Origin of the sequence: Psychrobacter sp. CCUG 69069, from assembly GCF_021023115.1 — a bacterium.
Classification (GTDB): Bacteria; Pseudomonadota; Gammaproteobacteria; order Pseudomonadales; family Moraxellaceae; genus Psychrobacter; species Psychrobacter namhaensis.
Window position 1 is genome coordinate 162,849 of the sequence record NZ_QQAI01000002.1, and the last position, 14,681, is coordinate 177,529.

The 14,681-nt window shown below is 45.4% G+C and carries 14 protein-coding genes; 4 read left to right on the forward strand and 10 right to left on the reverse strand.

The window, feature by feature from the left end:
• Positions 1 to 172 precede the first annotated feature (172 nt).
• On the forward strand, positions 173 to 568 hold the full coding sequence (locus DVY93_RS02605; protein WP_230708858.1) for a hypothetical protein: 396 nt from the start codon (positions 173 to 175) through the stop codon (positions 566 to 568).
• A 154-nt stretch (positions 569 to 722) separates the two neighbouring features.
• Here DVY93_RS02605 and DVY93_RS02610 read toward each other — a convergent pair whose 3' ends face one another.
• Positions 723 to 3,239 carry a Tex family protein gene (locus DVY93_RS02610; protein ID WP_230708860.1) on the reverse strand — a complete coding sequence of 839 codons (2,517 nt, stop codon included), beginning with the start codon at positions 3,237 to 3,239 and terminating at the stop codon, positions 723 to 725.
• A 406-nt stretch (positions 3,240 to 3,645) separates the two neighbouring features.
• On the opposite strand from DVY93_RS02610, the gene ompR reads away from it, so the two are divergent.
• Together ompR and DVY93_RS02620 are read left to right on the forward strand one after the other, a co-directional pair.
• Complete coding sequence (ompR, locus tag DVY93_RS02615) at positions 3,646 to 4,404, forward strand: osmolarity response regulator transcription factor OmpR (RefSeq protein WP_193005849.1); 759 nt, start codon at positions 3,646 to 3,648, stop codon at positions 4,402 to 4,404.
• A gap of 87 nt (positions 4,405 to 4,491) precedes the next feature.
• Positions 4,492 to 5,718 carry a CobW family GTP-binding protein gene (locus DVY93_RS02620; RefSeq protein WP_230708863.1) on the forward strand — a complete coding sequence of 409 codons (1,227 nt, stop codon included), beginning with the start codon at positions 4,492 to 4,494 and terminating at the stop codon, positions 5,716 to 5,718.
• A gap of 108 nt (positions 5,719 to 5,826) precedes the next feature.
• Here DVY93_RS02620 and DVY93_RS02625 read toward each other — a convergent pair whose 3' ends face one another.
• From DVY93_RS02625 to ubiG, 5 genes are all read right to left on the reverse strand, one after another.
• Complete coding sequence (locus DVY93_RS02625; protein ID WP_230708864.1) at positions 5,827 to 6,093, reverse strand: DksA/TraR family C4-type zinc finger protein; 267 nt, start codon at positions 6,091 to 6,093, stop codon at positions 5,827 to 5,829.
• Positions 6,094 to 6,270: 177 nt separating this feature from the next.
• Positions 6,271 to 7,065: a substrate-binding domain-containing protein gene (locus tag DVY93_RS02630; RefSeq protein WP_025651116.1), complete on the reverse strand. Its 795-nt coding sequence runs from the start codon at positions 7,063 to 7,065 to the stop codon at positions 6,271 to 6,273.
• A gap of 242 nt (positions 7,066 to 7,307) precedes the next feature.
• Positions 7,308 to 8,144 (reverse strand): YciK family oxidoreductase, encoded by an 837-nt coding sequence (locus tag DVY93_RS02635; protein WP_227670204.1) that lies wholly within the window; start codon positions 8,142 to 8,144, stop codon positions 7,308 to 7,310.
• Between the two features lie 99 nt (positions 8,145 to 8,243).
• Positions 8,244 to 8,954, reverse strand: coding sequence for an HAD family hydrolase (locus DVY93_RS02640; protein ID WP_230708867.1), 711 nt, complete (start codon positions 8,952 to 8,954; stop codon positions 8,244 to 8,246).
• A gap of 69 nt (positions 8,955 to 9,023) precedes the next feature.
• Positions 9,024 to 9,869, reverse strand: coding sequence for a bifunctional 2-polyprenyl-6-hydroxyphenol methylase/3-demethylubiquinol 3-O-methyltransferase UbiG (ubiG, locus tag DVY93_RS02645; RefSeq protein ID WP_230708869.1), 846 nt, complete (start codon positions 9,867 to 9,869; stop codon positions 9,024 to 9,026).
• A 529-nt stretch (positions 9,870 to 10,398) separates the two neighbouring features.
• Here ubiG and DVY93_RS02650 point away from each other — a divergent pair.
• A complete protein-coding gene (locus DVY93_RS02650) occupies positions 10,399 to 11,019 on the forward strand; it encodes a thiol:disulfide interchange protein DsbA/DsbL (RefSeq protein ID WP_193005844.1) in 621 nt (206 codons plus the stop codon).
• Between the two features lie 166 nt (positions 11,020 to 11,185).
• Here the strand turns inward: DVY93_RS02650 and yjgA are convergent, their stop codons facing one another.
• Genes yjgA through panB form a run of 4 tightly spaced genes read right to left on the reverse strand, consistent with a single transcriptional unit; the run spans position 11,186 to position 14,519 of the window.
• On the reverse strand, positions 11,186 to 11,698 hold the full coding sequence (yjgA, locus tag DVY93_RS02655) for a ribosome biogenesis factor YjgA (protein WP_198334561.1): 513 nt from the start codon (positions 11,696 to 11,698) through the stop codon (positions 11,186 to 11,188).
• Positions 11,699 to 11,755: 57 nt separating this feature from the next.
• The gene (gene rapZ / locus DVY93_RS02660; RefSeq protein WP_230708871.1) at positions 11,756 to 12,724 is read right to left on the reverse strand and encodes an RNase adapter RapZ; all 969 of its coding nucleotides are present in this window, start codon (positions 12,722 to 12,724) and stop codon (positions 11,756 to 11,758) included.
• Between the two features lie 58 nt (positions 12,725 to 12,782).
• On the reverse strand, positions 12,783 to 13,682 hold the full coding sequence (gene panC / locus DVY93_RS02665) for a pantoate--beta-alanine ligase (RefSeq protein ID WP_230708873.1): 900 nt from the start codon (positions 13,680 to 13,682) through the stop codon (positions 12,783 to 12,785).
• Between the two features lie 36 nt (positions 13,683 to 13,718).
• Positions 13,719 to 14,519, reverse strand: a complete 801-nt coding sequence (gene panB / locus DVY93_RS02670) for a 3-methyl-2-oxobutanoate hydroxymethyltransferase (RefSeq protein WP_230708876.1) — start codon at positions 14,517 to 14,519, stop codon at positions 13,719 to 13,721.
• Positions 14,520 to 14,681 lie beyond the last annotated feature (162 nt).

Genomic DNA, 14,681 nt, shown 5'->3' on the forward strand with positions numbered 1-14,681 from the left:
CATTCACACATCAAACTGTTAGAAATTTAATGAGTTTACCACTGAAATATCAGCTGCATAGCTGATATTTTAAAAATAGTAATAACAATAAAACCAGTATAAAAAGGATGGCGTCAATGTACCCATTCATGGTTTAGACATTTATTCTCTTTACATATTTTGGAGTTATACTATGAAAACGAATACTTTATCGCTCATTATGGGCGCTGCTCTTGTTCTACCAAGTCTGGCTATGGCAATGCCTGTTAATAAAACAGAAGTGACGCCAGCAGATAAGCGGGTGTTACCAGTAGATAACACCCTACAAGCTAAAATCGAAGGCCCTAATGGTGAGTTACTTGCTACCCAGCCGGGTGCAGTTGAAGTTAATAACGGCTCTGCGTCAGGAATGACTGATACAGCTACCTCAGCATCCGTCAATACAGGCAAAGTCACCCCTGCTGACATGCGCAGCACACCAGCGCCAAACACATTAAAAGCTAAAATCCAAGGTCCCGATGGTGAGTTACTTGCTACCCAGCCGGGTGAGGTTCAGCTCAATGAAAGTCGCCGTCTTGTCGTACGCTAACCTGTTTTGATATTAATAATGCCTAAGCCAATCACTATCAGCGGCTAGGTCTTTGTAAATTATCATGACGAATTAAAAAAGGCAGCCATAAGGCTGCCTTTTTGATTGCCCGTAATATTCATATATGAATATTACGAGCCACGAGCAGTAGTCATTATTTCTTCGCTTTAGTCACGCCCGCTTCTTTTAACAATGCCCCAAGGGTACCCATTTTGCTAGGCGCTTCAGCTTTTTCCGCTCTTGGCGCTTTGCTACGATGGTTAGCACTGTCTTTATCCTGAGCTTTACCACGCGGTTTGGACTGACGCTTGTCAGTTGCAGGGCGATTGCTGCGTGGACGGCTGTTATCCTCATTACCCGCACTTGCCGCAGAGGCCTTCGCTGCTGGACGCGCTGATTTTTCCGCTTCAGGTTTCATACTAAAACCGATACGACCACGTTTTTCATCAATGGAGATGACCCGCACTGAAACGATATCACCTGGTTTTACGCGGTTCATCGGGTCTGCGACAAAGTCATTGGCCATCTGGGAGATATGCACCAGCCCATCTTGATGGACACCAACATCGACGAAGCAACCAAAGGCGGTGACGTTAGTAACCACACCTTCTAACGTCATGCCTTCGCTCAGATCTTTAATACTATTTACATCATCACGGAAGTTAGCGGTCTTAAACTCTGGACGTGGGTCGCGTGCAGGTTTGGCCAGCTCTTCAACGATGGCTTTTACACTGACGTTATCGTCGTGAGCCACGAGCGCTGTTGTATCGATGGCATTTAATACCCCATCATTACCGATGACTTCTGGCAACGGCTTACCCGCTTGCGCCAACAAGCTATCGACGAGCGCGTAGCTTTCTGGATGGACGCCTGTTGCATCCAATGGATTGCTACCACCATAAACACGTAAAAACCCTGCTGCTTGTTCAAAGGTTTTTGCTCCTAAGCGCGGGACGTTTTTTAGTGACTCGCGACTATCAAAGGCACCATGCTCTTTGCGGTAAGTGACGATTTGCTGGGCGACATTGCGATTCAGGCCAGCAATATGCGCCAAAATAGCAGGACTGGCGGTATTTACATCGACACCCACAGCGTTCACGCTGTCTTGCGTCACTTTATCCAAACTATCTGCCAACTGATTTTGGTTGACATCATGCTGATATTGACCGACACCGATGGCCTTTGGGTCGACCTTAACCAGCTCTGACAGTGGATCTTGCAGGCGACGAGCGATAGAAACTGCCCCGCGAACGGACACATCTAAATTCGCCAATTCATCACTGGCCAGCTCACTGGCTGAATAGACGGAGGCGCCCGACTCGTTCACGATAACCGCTTTGGCTGTGAGCGCATCGTTCGCGGCCAAAATCTCTTTAATCATCGCATCTGTTTCGCGACTCGCGGTCCCATTACCAATAGCAACCAAATCGACATGATAGGTGCTTAACAACTCATCGATGACAGCTTTGGCTTCATCCATTTTATTGTCAGGAGCAAACGGATAAACCGTCGCGACGACAGGCTTATCTTCGCTGTCTAACATGACATGACCTTGGGCATCGACGATGGCCATTTTTACGCCGTGACGAATACCCGGATCGACGCCTAAGATAACCTTGCGACCAGCAGGCGCTGACATCAGTAAATGCTGTAAATTATTGGCAAAGACCTCAATAGCATCTGCTTCAGCGGTCAGACGCTTCTCTGTTAATAAACGATGCTCAATATGTGGGCGCCATTTGTCTTTCCACAAGCTACCGGCCGCTTCTGCTAAAAACTCACGACGGGCGGCAGGCGCTTTGGCATCGACGTCGAAATGACTGATGATTTTTTCGATAAAGGGGGCATCTTCGCCCTCAATCTTTAGTCCCAAGACGTTTTCTTGACGGCCGCGTAGCATCGCAAGCAGGCGATGATTGGGTAGACGCGCAAGACTCTCGCTATGTTCAAAGTAGTCTTTGAATTTCTCACCGACTTCACGTTTTTCCTCACTGGCCACGCTCGATACGATACTGGCCGTTTTGGCAAAACCACTGCGTAAACTGTCCAGCAAGTCTAATGCTTGCGTCCATTCATCCACGATGATGGCCTGTACGCCAGCGAGCTGCTTGTCGATATCGCTGAAGTCAACTTCAATCTCATTACCACTATCATCGGTAATGCTAGATTGTGCTTGATAGTCGGCTAGCGCATCCGTTGGGGTAATCTCTTGTGTGAGGATTACTTGGGCGGCAACGTCTAGGCCTGCCGCACGTGCTTTGGCCGCTGGTGAACGGCGACGCGGACGATAAGGCAAGTAGATGTCTTCAAGCTCAAGTTTAGAGGTCGCATTATCAATGCGCGCCTGCAGCTCGGCGGTCAAATTGCCTTGCGTGCTCAGCAACTCAGTAATTTTGAGGCGACGGGTGGCCAGGTCGCGCTCATAGTTAAGAGACTTCTCTAACGCTCGCAACTGGGCATCGTCAAGATTCTGCGTCTTTTCTTTGCGGTAACGGGCAATAAAGGGAACCGTCGCGCCTTCATCGTAAAGTTTGACAAACGCATTGACTTGAGCAGTCTTAATGCCAAGCGCGCGAGCAAGCTTGTCGTGAATATTCGCGTGTGTGGTTGCATCCAAAACCTGTGCATTTGTCGAGGTTTGAGATGGCGTTAAGGTATCAGTGCTACTCATATACGTATCAATCGTTGAGAAATGTAGTTTTGCATTATAGCAAAAGCTGCATGAATAAAAATCCTTTTTATCTTTTCGTTATTTATCACCCGTTTTATCGCAAAAATCGTCTGATATCATTAGTTTTGAAGCCCTGTTAAACAAACGCATACAGCATTTATCCTTATGAATGGTGCAATTATGACTGCAATCTTATACACTAAAGTATCAATAGCATAAATATTGGTCGCTGCTAACGCGTTGAACAATAGTACTCAAATTTTTGAGGTACTGAGATGGATCTTCATTTTTGGCTAATAATTAAGTAATGGCACTGTGTTTGCTCATGATTTTTTATACGTGATTTTTACCGATGACTTTTAACTATAATTGCTACTAATAATAATTTTTATAAGAGGATGCCTGTATGACAGATAACAACAGCCCTGACACTTTGACTCAGCGTATTTTAGTCGTCGATGATGATGCCCGTCTGCGCTCCTTGTTGCAGCGCTTTCTAGAAGATGACGGTTTTGTCGTTCGTACGGCACACGATGGCAGTCAGATGGATAAGTTGATGCAACGTGAGCTTTTCTCATTGGTGGTGTTAGATTTGATGCTACCAGGCGAAGACGGCATCAGTATCTGTAAGCGTTTGCGTGAAGATAATGGTGATATTCCCATCATCATGCTCACTGCCAAAGGGGGTGATGCCGATCGTATCGCTGGTCTTGAAGCGGGTGCGGATGATTATCTGCCAAAACCCTTTAATCCAAAAGAGCTGCTGGCTCGTATCAAAGCGGTATTACGTCGCCAAAATCGTGAGCTACCTGGTGCCCCAAGCCATCAACTTGAAGTGGTTGAATTTGGCCCATGGACACTTGATCTGTCAACTCGTACCCTCAAACGCGATGGCAACGTCGTCACTTTAACGACCGGTGAGTTTTCGGTGTTGAAAGCTTTGGTTCAGCATCCACGTGAGCCGTTGACTCGTGATAAATTAATGAACCTGGCGCGTGGTCGCGAATGGGGTGCAATGGAGCGCTCTATCGACGTACAAGTCTCACGTCTACGTCGCCTGATTGAAGACAATCCTTCGCAAGCACGTTATATCCAAACCGTGTGGGGAGTGGGCTATGTATTCGTCCCTGACGAAGCCGAAATTGACACGGATAAAAGTGAGTAACTGCTTAATATTACCTTTTTTTAACGTCGCCTTCGCTTAGTCCTGTGAATATATTAGAATCGTTAAGGTATTAGTAACGTTAATATCATGAGCGCTCCTTTGAAAAAAACGACTGTTTTCCAAAACATACCCTGCACCTTGGTGACAGGGTTTTTGGGTGCGGGTAAAACCACGGTGATTAACCAGCTACTGGCTATCAAACCTGCCGATGCACGCTGGGCGTTATTGATCAACGAGTTTGGTCGTATCGGGATTGATGGCGCCCTGCTGAAAAGCTCGCAAGACAGGACGACTGAGCAAAATGACATTGCAATACGAGAAGTCAGCGGTGGTTGTATCTGTTGTACCAGCCAGCTACCCTTACAGATCGCTATTAGCCGTTTGCTTAGTGACCATCATCCACAGCGATTACTCATTGAACCCACAGGGCTTGCCCATCCAGGTGAGCTAATACGTCAACTTGGGGCACCGCATTGGCAGACAGCGCTAAAGATGCAGGCGGTGATCACCGTGCTGAGTGGTATGCAATGGCAGCAAGACAAGTATCGCAATCATGAAGGGTTTCAAGCGCACGTCCGTGATGCGGATGTATTGGTGATTAATCGTTACGCTCAATTAAGTAGTAGCGAAAAACACGCATTACAACAATGGATAGCCAAGCTAAATTCGCAGGTAAACATCATTTGGGCAGTCTCTGAGCAAATTCCTTCTGATACCACAAACACCTCAAATGCCTATCTAGCAGCGCTAAATACTCAGTTGAGCGCACCAAGCCATATTCTCGCCCAGCACCGCACTGTGAATATCAGCCGTCCTCAACGACCTTCTGTCAGCTTACAGCCACTGAACACGGCTTTGTCGCCTACTTCGCTATTAAATCCTTCGCAAGCTAATGACGATGCTGAGACCAGCTCAGATCTTGAGCTGCCTTATCGTTATCATGAAAAACAGCAAGACCTACAATTAGCAGGTTGGCGGTTGCCAGCACAGTATGTGTTACAGGCAGAAGATCTACAAGAATGGTTGTTAACGCTACCAAACTGGCAACGTATCAAAGGTGTCGTGCACACTTCTGATGGTTGGCTACAAATCAACTTTACCCCTGATAGCTTAACCACGAGCACCATCAGCCCGCAGGTTGATAGCCGACTAGAGGTTATTCTACAGCTAGATGACAGCGATAATCACGCAAGCAACACCGCTTTGGAGAATGAAGGGATAGAAAACACGCTGACTTCTCCCACGTTACCAGAATTATCGCCTTCTATAGATTGGGAAGCCTGTGACCGTGAACTGATGGCCTTGGTTATATAGTTTATAGGCAGAATACAGACGCTCGCCACAGCGGAAATACGAGATCCATTACAGAAAAGCAATTACAAAAAAGCACCCTGCTATGTAGATTAGCAGGGTGCTTTTTCATTAACGTAATTGGCTGTCTTTACTACCACGACGATTAAACAACTCAGCCGCTCTCGCCTCTTGCTCAAGCTCGCTTTGGCAACTGACACAATGCTGTACACCCGGTAAAGCTAGGCGCCGCGCTTCTGGAATGGGGTTGCCACACTCATCACAAAACTCCGCGCTTTCGCCCTTGGGTATCGCACTACGCACACGATCTAACGCATCATTGACCGTTGCATCCATTTGTTCGTGCTCAGCACCATCTCTTGACCAGCCACCTGCCATAATCCCATCCTATTTATTTTTTAATGATCATTGCTTTATAGATAAATTCTTTAATAACAAATAGATGGGGTGGTTATTGCTAATTACAATATGCAAATAACAAATGTGTTTGAACGATTAGTGAGAATTATATTTAGGGTATTTACTTTTTAAGAGTGTATGCCTAAAACCTTCTACTCAGCGTTGCCACCCTTCTGTTTTCATGATTTTTTGTCCTTTTTTAGTGATTAAAAAGTTAAGAAAATCTTTTGTTTGAGGATCAGCTTTTGGTGATACAACGATGTTTAAATCACGCCAGATAGCTCGATCCTTATCTATACTAACCATGTCCATATCTTTGGAATTATTAAGCGGCCAATTCGGCCAAGTTATCCAAGCATCTGCTTTTTCATCTTTAAATGCTTTAAAACTGGCTCCAGATCCTAAAGAATACGCTACTATATTATCTCGAAAACGAGCAATATCGTTTAAGCTTCCTTTGCGTCCTGCGAGATCCTCCCAAACTCCAGTACCCGAAGTGTTATATGTTCCTTTACCTTCGGTCACAACTATTTTAATCCCCTTAGCTAATAAATCATCAAAGCTACGTATATTTTTAGGATTTCCTTTTTGTACAGCTATGATTGCTGGTCGGATATAAATGGGTTCAACTTTTTCATGATCAAAAGTTTCGTATGTCTCAAGAAATGCAGTCATTGATTGCTCAGAAGTTCCCCACAGAGCATCGGCATCAGCTTGAGCGTCAGCCGACCATTTGTCTTCAGGTCCTGCTATTAATTCTACCTTGGTACCACCTTGCTTTTCCCAGACATCTGCCACTTTTCTTAAAGCGGTATGTGGGCCACCTGCTCCATACAGCTTTATGACACCATCCTGAGGATTGTGCTCGATGGAAGGATCAAAAAGCGTGGTTTGCGCAAAAGCTGAAGTACAACTTAGCAGCACACATGCAGCAGCAATGGACTTATTCATAAGTATTATCCTAAGTAAAAATCATTGGTAGTTTTGACAAAAAACAGAGTCGTATTTACTATAAAACAGATATCTTGCTGTTGGTATATATTTTTTGTAGCTTCTATTAGCACATCAAGCAACTAAAGAAAATTTATACCAGTTTCGCATCCTAGTACGACGCATCTATTTCATTTAGTATCAACTATAGCTACCCAAATTACTTTTACGCTTTGTATTCATGCAAGTTTAAGTAACACCTCTTAATCTTTTGGCTGTAGCTCAACCACTTGCCCACGTACCCCAATACTGTCATCGCTCATCAGACAGACGTAGCCTGCCATGATGTCTTCAGGCGTTTTTAGGCTCATAGGATTCTCACCAGGATACGCATGGGCGCGCATATTGGTACGCGTGCCACCAGGATTGACGCAGTTAAAGCGTAAGTTTGTGGTATTTTGCGTTTCTTGAGTAAATATATCGCTCATACCTTCCACCGCTTGCTTTGAGAGCGCATAAGCACCCCAAAAAGCGCGAGGATGTGTACCAACCGTGCTAGACGTAAAGACGATAGAGCCATTAGCAGCGTCTTTAAGTAGCGGTAGTAGCGCTTGGGTGAGCATAAAGGTCGCGGTAAAGTTAACCTTCATCACTTGGGCAAACGTGTCAACGTCGTACATCTCAAGCGGTGTCAGCTGTCCTAGCATCCCAGCATTGTGCAAGATACCATCCAACTGTCCGACTTCTTTGTGTATCAGGCCTTCTAGCTGTTGCATTTCGGCATAGGTGGCGCCTTCTAAGTTCATCGGCAGCATGGCTGGTTGCTTGCCACCAAAGCTCTCAATTTCATCATAGACGTACTCAAGCTTACTGCTGGTACGTCCCAATAGCAAAACAGTAGCACCATAACGAGCGTAGGTTAACGCTGCTACACGACCAATACCATCACCTGCACCCGTCACCAAAATAGTTTTACCATCTAGACAGTTATTAGGTGGCACAAAACTACGAATGTCCTCATGAGTTAAAGGTTGCACAGAGTTTTGGGCGGTTGGTTGATTGTCGGCCTGCTGAGCTGGCGGATTGGTAGGGTTACTCATGTTGTCACTCATGTTATTACTCACGGCTTATCGTTTTATAGTTGGGATGCAAAATAGCGATGGCGGCTAATAGAAAATACGGATTTATAGTGAATTGGTTTATAGATATTCAAACTTACCAGAAGACAGCAATAACGTATTTAACTGTGCAGGAGTATCGACAATATGGTCAGCGCCCCATTTCTTTAAGTTTTTTTGATCTTCAGAAGGAATATAACCATAAGCGGCTAAAATCGTTGGCATACCTGCCGCATTACCCGCTTCGATATCCCTTATATGATCGCCGACATAAAGGACGCAACCAGCTGCACCGCGAGGGATACCAAGCTTCTCTAAGGCCATGTACATCGGCTCTGGGTCAGGTTTGGAGCGCGACACATCATCAGGGCAGACCAAAGCGGCACAGCGCTCATCTAGCTGCATGATGCTTAGTAGCTGCTCTGCCAAATAACGCGGCTTGTTGGTGACGATCCCCCATGGCACGCCTTTTTCTTCAAGGGTCGTCAATACCTCTTCTAACTCACTAAACACGCAACTATCGACACATATCGCGGCTTCGTAGTCATCTAAAAACTGCTGGCGAAAATTAAGTAACGCGTCCTCACTGACCTCCAGCTGGTCGTTGTGTCGTAGCATCAACTGCACCATGGCCGATGCACCCGCCGAGACTTGCTCACGGATTTCTGCTTCAGACGGCGCATGCCAATCATTTTCGCGACTCATGTTACCAATGATACGGACAAAGTCAGCAGCCGTATCGATCAGTGTCCCATCAAGGTCAAATAAAACCGCTTTTACAAATTGGGCCATAATGAGTACTCTTAAAATTGATAACGTGTTTAATGAAATATGATGGCATACAAAGGGTTAAGTACAGCCTTAAGCCAGAGGTTTTTGTACTGCCATCATATAATTGACATCGACATTCTGTGCCAGCCAATAGCGTTTAGTCAGTGGATTATAATGCAAACCAATGATGTCTTGCCGTGTAAAGCCAGTATTGATAGCCATCTTATCTAGCTCAGCTGGGGTAATAAATTTGGCATAGTCATGTGTACCCCGATCAAGCAAGCGTAAGACATACTCTGCGCCAACGATGGCAAACAGATATGATTTAGGGTTACGATTAATCGTTGATAGCACGCAAACGCCGCCTGGGGCTAATAGCTCAAAACAAGCCTGCACAATCGAGCTTGGATCAGGCACATGCTCTAGCATCTCCATACAAGTCACCACATCAAATTGACCCGCATGCGTTTTTGCCAGCGTCTCAACTGGAATGTGCTGATAGCGTAACGTGTGCTCTAAACCGCTTTGTTCTGCGTGCAGCGCCGCCGCTTTTAGGTTTTCAGTACCCAAATCAATACCCGTGACATCCGCACCGCGACGTGCCATTGATTCCGACAATATACCGCCGCCACAGCCAACATCAAGCACCTTTTTGCCAGTAAGTCCCGTCGTTGCTGTTTTATGGATATCTTGACGAGCGTTGTCGTGTTGATAACCGCGCTTAACGTTTTCCTCTATCCAATTTAAACGGAGCGGGTTGATTTCATGCAAGGTCGCAAACGCGCCAGTATTACTCCACCATTCATCAGCCAACTTGTTAAATTTTTCAACTTCGCTAGGATCTACATTAATGGCAGTTGTTGTATGATCTGTCTCATTGAGATTGCTGTTCGCGGGCTCCTCCGAAGAAGGCGCAGAAGATAGAGCTGAGCTCATAGCGTTTTTCCTTTATGGTCATTATCATTATTATCATATAAAGTGCACAATTATGTGAGCAATATTAGCATGAGAGCGGCCACTTTGTCGTGCATACATCGTCACCGATTGTGAATAGCTTAAACGCTTATAACGTCTGTCACGCTTATAAGAAGTACGCTAGAAAAAATCGTACCAGTAGTTGATTTCTATCAATATATTGATTTTAGCGGTCTTCGGCTATAGTGACTCTCTGACACCATTCCAATGCTAGACAATAAAGTATATGAAAAAATACGATCATAAACGAGCAAAACTCAGGCTTAATCAAGGCAAGAGACCGTAAGAAATGTACCTTAAATAATAGCTCACAGCTTTACAACCATCAGTTAAGAATCGGATTCACAAGCGCATAGGTTTTACGTTATCATAGGCAGCACACTATTATCGTTTTGATACGCTGTTTATCGCTCGATAATACTTGACGCTCTATCGTTTATGCATTTAAAACCCTAACGAACCCTAAGTCTTCACACCTCAAGGATAAAGTATGAAACGTGTCATCACACTGACTGGTCTGGCCATGGCCATTGGACTTGCCACTATGGGCGCACAAGCTGCGGACTATGTCGCTGGAAAAGACTATCGCGTGCTAGACAATCCAGAAAAAATCAGCGGTGATGCTATCATTGTTCGTGAGTTTTTCTGGTACGGTTGCCCCCATTGTAATGTTCTTAATCCGCATATGGAAAAATGGGCAAAAACCAAAGACAAAGATGTGGCATTTTTTAAAACGCCAGCCGCGCTTAATCCTGTTTGGGAAGCCAACGCTCGTGGCTTTTATGCCGCTCAGCTACTAGGGTATGAAGACAAAACGCATGACGCCCTATTTGATGCCATTCACAAAGATGGCAAAAAGCTGTTTGATCAATCCTCATTAAGCAAATGGTACGCATCAAAGGGGGTTAATGAAAAGAAATTTAACAGTCTTTATAACTCATTTGCTGTGGGGACAAAGATCGGCCGCTCACAAGCAGGGGCTAAACGCTACCAGCTTTCTGGCGTACCAGCAGTAGTCGTCCAAGGCAAATACGTGGTGACTGGTGAAAGTGCTAAAGTACCCAAAGTCGTTGATTATTTAGTCGATAAAGCCCGCGCTGAAAAGAAATAATCCAGCCTTCCTCAAGTACTTGAGACGCGTTTATCAGCCAAGGTCAAAAAAGCCAATCATTCAATGATTGGCTTTTCGTATTTTAGTACACCAGCAACAGTCATGAGGTCATTTGGCTAAATCGCAAACCAAACCACCGTATCATCTAATCACTGCCGTTTTATCGCTACTTCTTTAATTGCGATAAAATAGCCACTTCACGAATATAACTCGCCAAATCTTCTTTTGACTCTGCCATGAGCTCATCATCTTGCGTGTGTTTGGCGTATTCAATCCATAGCAGCAATTGATACATACTGTTGTGCTCAGAGGCTTTGTACTGCTTGACAAACTGTTTGAGCGTTCCTTCATCATTGATGTTGAGGCGCTCATACCAGCTTTCTATCTTTGAGATTTGCTCTTTTGGAAAATACGCATCAAACAACGCTTTTACCAATTCGTGGCGATTTTCTTCGCTGATAAGCTTGCCGACCCGCTTGGTCTGGCGATTACGCGCATTGGCACTGGTAATATCAGCCAACGCCATCAACTCTGCCATAAAATAATCACTAGCTGGCAAGTTTTTTAGCTGTTTTTTCGATAAGCTGGCAAGCGGTATCGATAATTGCTGCAAGCGCTCATGGGCTTTTTTGAGTTCTGTGCGCGAAACGCGCATATCCTGTTCTGACCAGTCAATCATAAAAGCTTTCCAAAATAATAAATAATAAAATTAATAGTTTTTGATGACTACCAATAACTACCAACGATCTTTTTCACGGTGCTTTGCCAATACTTTTATACCTTGCGGCATAGCATCGGCAAGACGACGTTGTAAATTATCGGTGATGAATACTGAACGATGCTTACCACCTGTGCAACCAATCGCCACTGTCACCGTGTGACGATTATTGTGTAAAAACTCTGGTAACCAGCGTGTTAAAAATTTATCGATATCATCCGTCATCTCCGCCACTTCTGGGCAATCTGCAAAAAAGGCGGCAACTTCTGCATCCAGACCTGTCGCCGTGCGTAGCTCAGGATTCCAATGCGGGTTGGGCAAAATCCTCACATCGAACACAAAATCAGCATCGATAGGACTGCCGTATTTAAAGCCAAAAGACAGCAAGTTAATGACAATCTGATTGTCGACGCCGACATATTCACGCAAGTTATTTTTTAACTGGTGGATATTGAGATTGCTGGTGTCAATTCTGATATCGGCGTATCCGGCGATCGGTTCTAACAGCTCACTCTCTTTTTTGATCGCCGCAGGAAGATTAAAAGCCACATACTTTGCGATGTCGCTATTCTCCTCTTGCAACATCAAAGGATGTACACGGCGAGTTGCACTAAAGCGTGCTATCAACGTACTCTCTTGTGCCGTCACGTATATCATATTTACCGCATGTGTCCCATATGTCTGTCTTAGGGACTCATGCATCTCTGCAAAGCTGGACAGATCAGCACGTGGTGTGCGGATATCGACGCCGAGTGCCACACGCCGAATCCCACTTTCATTGACCAGTTTATGGGCAGCGCTGAGTAATAAAGATAACGGCAGATTATCAATAGAGTAATAGCCTAGATCTTCTAACACATTCAGTACTGAGGTCTTACCTGATCCTGACAGACCGGATACGACTAAAATACTGAGCGTATCGGCAGGTGCGGATGTGTTTGCGACCTGCCTGTCCTGATCGTTACTGTTATCCTGACTTACGTCCATGATCCACCCACCCTAGTCCATTGCATCCTGCAAGTTACTCTGTCACAACGACTGATTTTTACCACTCACTGACTAACTGGTTATCTAACAAGCGTGCCCGACCTAACCAAGCAGCAACCAGAATAATCAAATTCTTATTTTCTGCATTAAACATCGCACCAGTATTAACCAGCGAATCTAGCGCGTCGGTTTTTATGTCTAGATAATCAATCGTAAAGCCTGCATCAGTGATACGGTTGCGAGTTTCTGTTAATAAGGATTCAACGGCTTGCTGACTGTGCGCATTATTTTTTAACTGCTGGGCCAAATGTTGTAGCTCTTGATGTAACACAGGTGCTATTTGACGCTCAGCTGCACTTAAGTACTGGTTGCGCGATGATAACGCCAATCCATCAGCAGCACGAACAATAGGGGCGCCAATAATCTCAATGGGATAGCTCAAATCACGCACTAATTGCTTGATAATCGCTAACTGCTGATAATCTTTTTGTCCAAAAACAGCAACATCCGGTTGGACGATATTAAACAACTTAGAGACCACAATACCAACGCCATCAAAATGTCCAGGACGCGACTGACCACATAACTGTGTCGTAATAGCACCAGCCAGCACAGACGTCGGTGGTGGCAAGACAGGATACATCTCATCGACAGTGGGAGCAAAAACATAGTCGGCATCTACCGTTGCCAGTTTTGCGACATCCTCATCTAGCGTACGTGGATAGCTATCAAAGTCTTCGCCCACGCCAAACTGAGTGGGATTGACAAAGATACTGACCACCACGATATCAGCCTGCTGCTTGGCAATTTTGACCAGCTCAAGATGGCCATCATGCAGATTACCCATCGTTGGCACTAAAGCGATACGCGTAGGGCTAGCCTGTCTGTCATTTTGTATACCACGATAAGACTGCAAGGCTGTGCGCAGTGCTGAGATGTGCTGATAAATCATTGGCATGGTTCAATATTCTTCTATTTCAAATCTTGCATCAGATTAGCTAAATTGGTGCTGTTCAGTGGGAAAAGAGCCTTCGCGTACGGACTGCTGATAAAGCATGAAGGCACCCTCGATGCTGCCTTCAGCATTACGCTCATCCGTCAAAAAATCATGTACAAAGCGTGGGACACGGCCATGGACCATGCCCAGCATGTCATGCATCACCAGTACTTGACCATCTGTGTCTGCGCCAGCGCCAATCCCAATCACAGGTACGGCTACCGCCTCTGTCACTACTTTAGCAAGCTCAGCTGGCACGCATTCTAGTACCAGTAATGCTGCACCAGCAGCGACGACCGCTTTGGCATCCGCTAGTAACTTATCAGCCGCTTCGTCACCGCGACCTTGGATTTTATAACCGCCAAAGACATTGACCGACTGCGGCGTCAAGCCTAAATGCACACAAGTTGGCGTGCCCGCTTGTGCTAAGGTCGTGACGAGTTCACAAAGCTCACTACCACCCTCGACTTTAATCACATGGGCGCCGGCTTGCATCAACCGGCGACTATTGGTCACGGCTTCTGGCAGCGTCACATAACTCATAAAGGGCAGGTCCGCTAAAATCAATGCGTGCTTATTACTACGGGCAATATTGGCAGTGTGATAAGCCATATCGTCGACGGTCACGGGCAACGTTGAATCGTGACCTTGTACCACCATGCCCAAACTATCACCAATTAAAATCGTATCAATCTGCGCCTTGTCCATCATTCGTGCAAACATTGAGTCATAGCACGTCAAGCAAGTAAACTTGGTACCGTCTTTTTTAAATTTGTTTAAAGTAGATAACGTCGTCATATGACCCTCAATTAATCTGTGCTGCCTTAAACTATCAATATCCTAACTGTAGGCGGCTTACTTTAAAACCGATACAGCGCGACTGGAATGTATTTTCTGTCGCTTCTGTGATAGCAGTCGAGCGTGGCTACTAACATATCGATTTTATTTCGAACGGACTAT